This is a genomic window from Lentzea sp. CC55 (assembly GCF_021056325.1).
In the GTDB taxonomy this organism is placed as follows: domain Bacteria; phylum Actinomycetota; class Actinomycetes; order Mycobacteriales; family Pseudonocardiaceae; genus Lentzea; species Lentzea jiangxiensis.
Map to the genome: position 1 here is coordinate 236,666 of NZ_JAJCXE010000008.1, position 8,504 is coordinate 245,169.

8 protein-coding genes are annotated in these 8,504 nt (G+C 72.9%); 3 read left to right on the plus strand and 5 right to left on the minus strand.

Annotation, left to right across the window (positions count from 1 at the left end; translation table 11 throughout):
* Window positions 1-264: 264 nt before the first annotated feature.
* Window positions 265-1,881 carry a thiamine pyrophosphate-binding protein gene (locus L6E10_RS06225; RefSeq protein WP_236217658.1) on the plus strand — a complete coding sequence of 539 codons (1,617 nt, stop codon included), beginning with the start codon at window positions 265-267 and terminating at the stop codon, window positions 1,879-1,881.
* Window positions 1,878-3,266, plus strand: a complete 1,389-nt coding sequence (locus L6E10_RS06230) for an aminobutyraldehyde dehydrogenase (RefSeq protein ID WP_236217660.1) — start codon at window positions 1,878-1,880, stop codon at window positions 3,264-3,266. Before L6E10_RS06225 ends, L6E10_RS06230 begins: the two co-directional genes overlap by 4 nt.
* Here L6E10_RS06230 and L6E10_RS06235 read toward each other — a convergent pair.
* Window positions 3,241-4,029 carry an oxygenase MpaB family protein gene (locus L6E10_RS06235; protein WP_236217662.1) on the minus strand — a complete coding sequence of 263 codons (789 nt, stop codon included), beginning with the start codon at window positions 4,027-4,029 and terminating at the stop codon, window positions 3,241-3,243. The two genes, L6E10_RS06230 and L6E10_RS06235, sit on opposite strands and share 26 nt — an antisense overlap.
* A gap of 114 nt (window positions 4,030-4,143) precedes the next feature.
* On the opposite strand from L6E10_RS06235, the gene L6E10_RS06240 reads away from it, so the two are divergent.
* Window positions 4,144-5,088, plus strand: coding sequence for a zinc-binding dehydrogenase (locus L6E10_RS06240; RefSeq protein WP_236217664.1), 945 nt, complete (start codon window positions 4,144-4,146; stop codon window positions 5,086-5,088).
* Window positions 5,089-5,154: 66 nt separating this feature from the next.
* Here the strand turns inward: L6E10_RS06240 and L6E10_RS06245 are convergent, their stop codons facing one another.
* The 4 genes from L6E10_RS06245 to L6E10_RS06260 all read right to left on the minus strand — a co-directional run bounded on the left by L6E10_RS06245 (window position 5,155) and on the right by L6E10_RS06260 (window position 8,151).
* On the minus strand, window positions 5,155-5,862 hold the full coding sequence (locus L6E10_RS06245) for an anti-sigma factor (protein WP_236217665.1): 708 nt from the start codon (window positions 5,860-5,862) through the stop codon (window positions 5,155-5,157).
* A complete protein-coding gene (locus L6E10_RS06250; RefSeq protein ID WP_236217667.1) occupies window positions 5,859-6,410 on the minus strand; it encodes a sigma-70 family RNA polymerase sigma factor in 552 nt (183 codons plus the stop codon). Before L6E10_RS06250 ends, L6E10_RS06245 begins: the two co-directional genes overlap by 4 nt.
* Window positions 6,411-6,532: 122 nt before the next feature.
* Window positions 6,533-7,468: a DUF1996 domain-containing protein gene (locus L6E10_RS06255; RefSeq protein WP_236217669.1), complete on the minus strand. Its 936-nt coding sequence runs from the start codon at window positions 7,466-7,468 to the stop codon at window positions 6,533-6,535.
* Window positions 7,469-7,470: 2 nt separating this feature from the next.
* The gene (locus L6E10_RS06260; RefSeq protein ID WP_236217671.1) at window positions 7,471-8,151 is read right to left on the minus strand and encodes a GntR family transcriptional regulator; all 681 of its coding nucleotides are present in this window, start codon (window positions 8,149-8,151) and stop codon (window positions 7,471-7,473) included.
* Window positions 8,152-8,504 lie beyond the last annotated feature (353 nt).

An 8,504-nucleotide genomic window follows, 5' to 3' on the forward strand; every position in this document is an offset into this window, starting at 1 on the left:
GCCACATCGGCGCGAGCCGGGTGAAGCCCCTGGACCGGCCGTGGCGAGGTCACGGCCGAGCAGGCGCTCCACGTGCGAGATCCGGTGACGGGCGCCGGTGCGGCGTACGCCGGGCACCGCCGCGGCCCGTTCCCGGCCGCCGCGCCGGCCCCGGCCCGTCGGGCGGTTCGGCGCGACCGGCCTATGACCAAGCGCCATCACGTCTGTGGCAGCCTCGCACGTGGCTCACGACCTCGTGTGCTTGTCGGCGTTGAAGGAGGGCGTGTGACTTCGCGCAACGGCGGGGACGTCGTCGTCGAGACCCTGGAGGCGCTCGGCGCTCGCACCGTGTTCGGCATCCCCGGCCAGCACGCCCTCGGCCTCTTCGACGCCCTGCGCCGGTCCGGGCTGCGGTACGTCGGTTCCCGGACCGAGCTCAACGCCGCGTTCGCCGCCGACGGCCACGCGCGGACCACCGGTTCCGTGACGCCGTTGCTGGTCTCGACCGGCCCCGGCGCGTTGCAGACCCTGGCCGGCCTGCAGGAGTCCGCCGCCGGCTCCGCCCCCGTGCTGGGCATCTCCTCGCAGATCCCGTCCGCCGGCCTCGGCGGGGTGCGCGGCGGCTACCTGCACGAGCTGACCGACCAGGTGGCGTCGTTCCGCCACGTCGTCAAGCACACGCGGGTCGTGCGGCACGCCTCGCAGATCGCGCCGGCGCTGACCGAGGCGTGGGAGATCGCGCTGACCGCGCCGTTCGGGCCGGTGTGGGTGGAGATCCCGCAGGACGTGCTGCTGGGGCCCGCCTCCGTGCCGCCGGTGACGCCGGTGTCTTGGTCCGCTCGTGAGCTGCGGCCGCGCGCGGAGCTGGTCGAGGAGGCCGTGCGGCTGCTGGACGGTGCCGAACGGCCGGTCGTGCTGGCCGGCGGCGGCGCGCTGCACGCCCGCGACGCACTGCTGGAGCTGGCCCGCAAGCTGCGGGCGCCGGTCGTGACGACGTTCGGCGGCAAGGGGAACTTCCCGTGGGAGCACCCGCTGTCGGCGCGGTCGTGGCTGGAGGACCGGCACACCACCGAGTTCCTCGCGGACGCCGACGTGCTGCTGGTCGTCGGGTCGGGTCTCGGTGAGCTGTCGAGCAACTACCGGACCTTCCAGCCGCGCGGCCGCGTGGTCCAGGTCGAGGCCGACCTCGGCAAGCTGGAGGCGAACCACCCGGCGCTCGGTATCCACGCCGACGCCCGGCACGCCTTGCACGCCTTGGCTTCCGGTGTCACGGCGCGTCCCGCGGACGGCGTCGCGGAAGCGCGCGTCCGGGAGTTGCTCGGCAGGGTGCGCGACCGGTTCGCCGCGCAGGAGCTCGACCTCGAGTGGCAGGTGCTCGGCGCACTGCGGGCGGCGGTCCCGGACGGGACGCCGACCTGCTGGGACATGACGATCCTCGCGTACTGGGCCTGGTCGGCGTGGGACCCGCGCGGTGGCGCGCAGTTCTCGGCCCAGGGCGCCGGTGGTCTCGGGTACGGCTTCCCCGCCGCGCTGGGCGTCGCCGCGGCGGTCGACGGGCCGGTGCTCGCCGTGTCCGGTGACGGCGGCGCCATGTACGGGATCGCGGAGCTCGCCACGGCCGCGCAGCACGGGTCGCGGGTCGTCTGGCTGATCGTCGACGACGGCGGCTACGGCATCCTGCGCGAGTACATGACCGACGCGTTCGGCGAGACCACCGGCACCGAGCTCAGCCGCCCGGACTTCGTGGCGCTCGCCGCCGCGTTCGGGGTGCCCGCCACCCGCAGCACACCCGGGTCGCTGCGCGAAGACCTCGCCGCGGCGTTCGCCGGGGACGGCCCGCACGTGGTCGTGCTCCCCGCGGTGCTGCGCATGTTCGCCCCCACCCACCTGGAGCACCTGTGATCGTCGCGAACCTCGTCAACGGATCGCCGGTCCGCGCGGAGGAGACCTCGCCGCTCGTCGACCCCGCCACGGGCGAGGAGTTCGGCCGCGCGGCCGTCTCCCGCGCCGCCGAGGTCGACGCCGCGGTGCGGGCCGCCGCACGCGCTTTCCCCGCCTGGTCGCGCACCACACCTGCCGAACGGCAGCGGGCGTTGCTGGAGCTCGCGGACCTCCTGGAGGCCCACGCCGGCGAGGTCGCCGACGCCGAGGTGCGCGAGACCGGCAAGATCCGCTCGGTGCTGCTGGAGGAGGAGATCCCGCAGTGCGTGGACCAGATCCGGTTCTTCGCCGGTGCCGCCCGCGTGCTCGGCACCGCCGCGGCGGGCGAGTACGTCGCCGGCCACACCTCGTACCAGCGGCGCGAGGCGGTCGGCGTGATCGCCCAGATCACGCCGTGGAACTACCCGCTGATGATGGCCGTGTGGAAGATCGCCCCGGCGCTCGCGGCGGGCAACGCGGTGGTGCTCAAACCCGCCGCCACCACGCCGTCGTCCGCGGTGCTGCTCGCCTCGCTGGCCGCGCGGGTGCTGCCGCCGGGCGTGTTCAACGTCGTGCTGGGCGACCGCGACACCGGCCGCCTGCTGGTCGAGCACCCCGTGCCCGCGATGGTCTCGCTGACCGGTTCCACGCGCGCCGGGGTCGAGGTGGCCCGCGGCGCCGCGGCGACCGTGAAGCGCACGCACCTCGAACTCGGTGGCAACGCACCGGTTCTGGTGTTCGACGACGTCGACGTCGCCGCGGCGGCGGAGGGCGTCGTCGGTGCGGCCTTCTACAACGCCGGGCAGGACTGCACGGCCGCGAGCCGCGTGCTGGTCCACTCGGCCGTGCACGACGAGTTCGTGACCGCGCTGGTGCGGACGGCGTCGGCCCGCGTGCCCGGCACGGACTTCGGGCCGCTCAACAGCCGGGCCCAGCTCGACCGCGTGCTCGGCCTGCTCTCCCGGTCGCGCGCGACCGTCCACTGTGGCGGGAAGCAGCACGGTTCCGCGGGCTTCTACCTGGAGCCCACCGTGGTGTCCGGCCTCGCCCAGGACGACGAGCTCGTCCAGGAGGAGGTGTTCGCCCCGCTGATCACCGTGCAGCGGTTCGGTTCCGACGACGAGGCCGTGGCGCTGGCGAACGGGGTCGCGCAGGGCCTCGCGTCCTCGATCTGGACCCGCGACGCCGGCCGGGCCGCGGCGCTGCCGGCGCGGCTCGACTTCGGCGTCGTCTGGGTGAACACGCACGGGTTGGTCGCGGCCGAGATGCCGCACGGCGGTTTCGGCGCCTCCGGCTACGGCAAGGACCTGTCACTGCACGGGCTGGAGGACTACACGCGCGTCAAGCACGTGATGACCGCGCACTGAGCATCGCCCGGTACGGCATCGGGTAGTGCAGCAGGCGGGCCGGGACGACGGCGGACGCCAGCCGGATCATCCGGATCCACCGGCCCAGCCTGCGTTCGTCCCGGTCCGTCCACGGCAGACCGAGCTTGTCGCGCAACGGGGCCGGCAGCGTGCCCACGGCGAAGTCCGGCAGCACCCGTGCCGCCACCGGCCGCACCAACGGCCACAGCGCGCTCGGCAGGTGCTCCGAGCCCGGTGCCCTGCCCGTCCGCAGCTCGAACGCCTCCAGCAGCCCCTGCACCCCGTCGGTCGCCTTCAGCTGCGTGGCGACCACGTCGTCGAGGTACTCGCGCAGCGCGGCGAGATCACCCGGCATCGCCCTGATGCCGAGCGTCTCCCCCGTCTCCCGCCACTCGCGGTACAGCCGTTCTTCGTGGATCGCGGGCATCCTGGGCCGCAGCAGCCGGTAGGCCGTGAGCAGCGAGTCGAAGCTGGTGGCGTGCACCCAGCGGAACAGCTCCTCGTCCGCCCCCGGGATCCGGGAGTGTGCGCGCAGCAACCGTTCCGCCTCCCGCTCGGCCAGCTCGCCGCCGAACAGCCGCAGCTGCGACGACGTGATCGTCCTCGACAGCCGCGCGAACGGGTCGGCGCGGTAGCCGTCGCGCACGGCGGCGGCGATGACCGGGTGCGCGACCTGCATCAGCACCGCGCGCCCGAGCACCACCAGCTCCAGCCGCGTGTACCAGCCAAGCCGCCACGTCACCGACTCAGGTCCCAGCGTCACACCATGATCATTACCCGGCGGCGGGGCACCGACGATGATCATCACCCGATCGAGCTACTGCCGGACGGGTGCGGCTGTTGACCTCCAGTTAAGTGGAGTTCGTAGCGTCGGCGCATGTTCGCGATTCGGCAGCACGAGTTCGGCCCGGCGGAGAACCTGCTCTTCGAGGAGGTGCCCGACCCGGAACCCGGCGCGGGTCAGGTGCGGATCACCGTGGCGGCGGCCGGTGTCCACCTCGTCGACACCACGATCCGCCGGGGCGGGTTCGGTCCCGTCGACTTTCCGACGACCCCGGGCCGTGAGGTAGCCGGCGTCGTGACGGCCCTGGGCGACGACGTCCCACCGGACTGGCTCGGCCGCCGCGTCGTCGCGCACCTCGGCCAGGCCGGCGGCGGCTACGCCGAACTCGCCGTCGCCGCCGTGGCGTCCCTGCACGCGTTGCCCGACGACGTGTCGTTCGAGGCGGCGGTCGCCATGATCGGCACCGGCCGCACGGTGGTCGCGGTGCTCGACGCCGCGCAGCTCACCGGGGACGACGTGGTGCTCGTGACGTCGGCGGCGGGGGGCATGGGCGCGCTGTTCGTGCAAGAGGCCCGCAACGTCGGCGCGCGCGTCGTCGGCCTCGCGAGCCCCGGGAAGCTCGACCACGTCCTGGCCTGCGGCGCGGACGCCGCCATCGACTACACGCGTCCCGGCTGGGCGGACGGTCTCAAGGACATGACCGTGGTGCTCGACGGCGTCGGGGGCGAGGCGGGCGCACAGGCGTTGAAGACGCTCGGGCCGGGTGGGCGGCATGTCATCTACGGCTGGGCGTCCGGGACCATGACGCCGATCAGCACGGAGGCGTTGTTCGCCAACAGCCTCACCGCGACCGTCGCGCTCGGGCCGGGGCTGATGCGGCGCGGGTTGCGGGTGCTAGAGGAGGAGTCGCTGGCGGGGCTGGCGGGAGGGCGGTTCGTACCGCTGGTCAACCCGCCGTTCGCCTTGCGGGACGCCGCGAAGGCGCACGAAGCGCTCGAGGCGCGGGCCGTGGTGGGGAAGGTCGTGCTCAGGCCGTGACGCCGGCCCGACGACCGGGCACGAGGTAATGGGGCCGTCCGGAGTGGACGGCCCCATCGCCTCATCTCACGCCTGAACCGGCACCTCGACGAACTTCTTGCCCGCGAAGTTCTCGACCACCACGGACTTGACGTCCTCGGGGTCGACCAACGCGGAACCGTCCAGGTTCGTGCCCTCGGCGGCGCCCTTCTTGGACACCACCCAGGAACCCGCCTCCTGACGGCTGCCGTCCTTCGCCACCACGAAGATCCGGCACTTCTCGCCCTCGGGGATGCCGCTGATCGCCATGTTCGTCCGGACCCATCCGGCGGCGGGGACGACCTTCACCGTCATCGACGCCTTCGTCACCGGGTCGGTGAACGTGGCGAGCCTGGTGCCCGTCGGGTCCGGTGCCACCGTCGGAGTGGGAAGGGCCTGGTTCGCATCGGGCGAAGTGGCCTTACCGACGAAGACACCGGCGCCCAGGACCACCGCGGCCACGACGGCCGCTGCGGCACCAAGCGCGAACTGACGACGTCGTGCGACGCCGCCCCGTTCGGCGCGCACCTGGCGCAAGGTGCGCTGCAACAACAAATCGCCGCCCTCGGGCGGCCCGTCCAGCACGGCCTCCGGCGGCACCTCGCCGAGGAAGGCCTCCATGTCGCGGAGCTCGTCGAGCTCGCGCGCGCAGTCCGGGCAGGAAGCCAGGTGCTGGTCCATCTCACGCACCTCCTGCTCGTCGAGCGCTCCGAGAACGTAAGCGCCGAGCAGTTGCGGGTCGTGCTGCGTGGTCATCCGGCCACCCCCTTCAGTGCGACCTTCTGACCGCCGAAGGTCTCCCTCAAGGCTCGCAACGCGTAATACGATCTCGACTTCACCGTTCCCGGTGGCACCCCGAGCGCCTCCGCCGCCTCCGTCACGCTGCGGCCGCGGAAGTAGATCTCCATCAGCACGTCGCGGTGGTCGGAGGAGAGCCTGTCGAGCGCTTCGAGCACCACCACCGAGTCAACCACCTGGTCCGCGTGGTCGCGCTCCACGGGTGGCGTCGCCGGGGACTCGGCCACCTCCTGCGGGCGCGCGGCCCTGGCGCGCACGCGGTCGGTGACGATGTTCCGCGCCACCGTCAGCAGCCAGCCGCGCACCGATCCCTTGCCGTTGACGAGGGCGTCGGGATGGCGCCACGCTCGGACCAGGGTCTCCTGGACCACGTCCTCGGCAGCCGCCCGATCGCCGGTCAACCGCGTCGCGTACGCCAGCAACGCCCGACCGTGCTCCTCGTAGAGCGATCGGATCAGCGCCTCGTCGGCCGCGGTCTCCCGTTTGCGGGAGAACAAAGCCGCCATCCACCCACTCCTCCCCGCCCGCGAGACCTCGTGCGGGCGTCCTGTTCAAGACCTCAGCCCTGACACGAGCAGCGGAGGACTTCGGTTCAACGGGTTTCAACCAAACAAGAGAAAGCCGGATGTTAGCGGGAGCGGTTGAGCTCCCCGACGAGCTCCGCCATCCGCGCCTGAGGCATGACGTTGATGAACATCCCGTGGTCGGTCGCCGGGTCGCGCAGCTCCTCGGCGAAGCTGTCGATCGCGAACGGCCTGCCGGCGGGGATGTCGTAGCCGACCGTGACGCGCAGCCGCGGGATCGGGACCGTCTTCGGCGGGCAGGTGCCCCCGGCCACGGGGAACACCACGTGCGTGCGATGCGAGGCGCTGTCGGTGTTGCTGCCGTCCCAGCAGCTGCCGAACTCGTAGCTGCGCAAGGTGGTCGCGCCCCCGCACAACGGGTACTTCGTCGTGTAGCGGTCCGGCTGGTCCGAGCAGCCCCACCGCGCCCGCGTGTCCGGGCCGTAGTCGTGGGTGAACGCCGCCGGATCACCGGTGATCAGGCGCAGGAACCGCGGCATCGGCAGCACGGGGCCGACCGGGCTGCCCTCGTACCGGATCTCCACGCTCCTCGGCGCGAGCACCTCACCGGTGTTGCCGTGCAGGCCACCGCCGTCCGCGTGCGCGTCGTGCCCCGTGCCGTCGGTCAGGCGCAGCACCGGCCAGTAGTACGTCGACAGGTCGTCCTTCTCGCACGTCGTGGACGCGGCCGCGAGGGAGTCGTCCGTCGACCTGGCGTCCGCCGACCTGTTGCCGACGTACTCGTGCGTGTGATGAGCGCCGAACGGGATGCCGGGCGAGACAACGGGGTTGTCCGCGTTGAGGTGGCGCTCCTCGTTCGCGCCGCACCGGATGACGACGTGCGGTGCCGCGGGTTCGTCCAGCCGCCGGTCGAGCTCGCTGACGTACTGGTCGCGCGACGGCGCGCCGGTGGACGTGCCGCCGAGCAGCGCCGCGGAGCCCGCGACGACGAGAACCGCCAGCACCGCGACCACGAGTGTCGCCGGCTTGCCCGGTGCCACGGCTACGGCCTGCCGGCGGGTTCGCGCGAACGTCCCGTCCCACCAGGACGGTCGACCAGCTTCGCGTACGACCCGCGCAGGTGGTCCTCGGCCGCCTGCCCCGCCTCGTCGGCGTCCCCGCCGTTCAGGACAGCGACCAGCGCCGCGTGTTCGGGCACGAGCAGGTCCCGGTAGGCCGCGTCACCGACGGCCCGCGCGAGCAGGAACAGGTGCACCTGGCTGCGGATCGCCCGCCACGCCTCCACCAGCCGCCGATGGCCGGTCGCCGCGTACACGGCGTCGTGGAACTCGATGTCGAGCGCGACCCGTTCGGCGTCCGTCCGGGCGTGGCGCATCTTCTCGACGACCGCTTCGAGTGCCGCGGTGTCCTTGCCTGCCGCCGTCCGCATCGCGAGGACGTCCAGCGCCGCCCTGAGCGTGTACAGCTCCTCGACGTCCTGCGGCGTGAGCTCGCGGACCTCGGCGACCCGGTGCAGCTCCGACACGACCAGGCCCTCGCGTTCGAGGAAGCCCAGCGCCTCGTGGACCGTGCCGCGGCCGACGCCGAGCCTCGCCGCCAGGTCGGGCTCCCTCAGCGGGGTGCCGGCGGGCAGCTCGCCGCTGAGCACGGCGGCCCGGATGTGGTCCGCTGCCTGACCGGCCGCGCCTTTGCGCGAGGCCTGCGGATCGGCAGGGACAGGCATGTACGAATGTTGACATTGCTACAAGTGGGGGTCAAACGCGCTGGGTGACGAGGTGGGCGGGTGACCGGGGACATCGAAGCCGGTCGACCTCTTGTCCGAATGTTGACATTCGGACAAGAGGTCGACCGCTGGCCAGTACCAGCCCCGCCTCTGCCTTGCCCGGTCTCTGCCTTGCCCGGCCCTGCCTCCGCCTTGCCCGGTCTCTGCCTTGCCTTGCCCCGCCTCCGCCTTACCCGACCTCTGCCTTGCCCGGCCCGGCCCCGCCTCCGCCTTACCCGAACTTCTGCCTTGCCCGGCCTGGCCCCGGCCCCGGCCCCGGCCCCGGAAGAGCTAAGCCCCACTCCCCGCCAGCC

What these genes read in the sequence shown, in the direction of transcription:
- L6E10_RS06240 (WP_236217664.1), top strand. Translation starts at nt 4,144, where the DNA reads ATGTTCGCGATTCGGCAGCACGAGTTCGGCCCGGCGGAGAACCTGCTC.
- L6E10_RS06245 (WP_236217665.1), bottom strand. Translation starts at nt 5,862, where the DNA reads ATGACCACGCAGCACGACCCGCAACTGCTCGGCGCTTACGTTCTCGGA.
- L6E10_RS06250 (WP_236217667.1), bottom strand. Translation starts at nt 6,410, where the DNA reads ATGGCGGCTTTGTTCTCCCGCAAACGGGAGACCGCGGCCGACGAGGCG.
- L6E10_RS06260 (WP_236217671.1), bottom strand. Translation starts at nt 8,151, where the DNA reads ATGCCTGTCCCTGCCGATCCGCAGGCCTCGCGCAAAGGCGCGGCCGGT.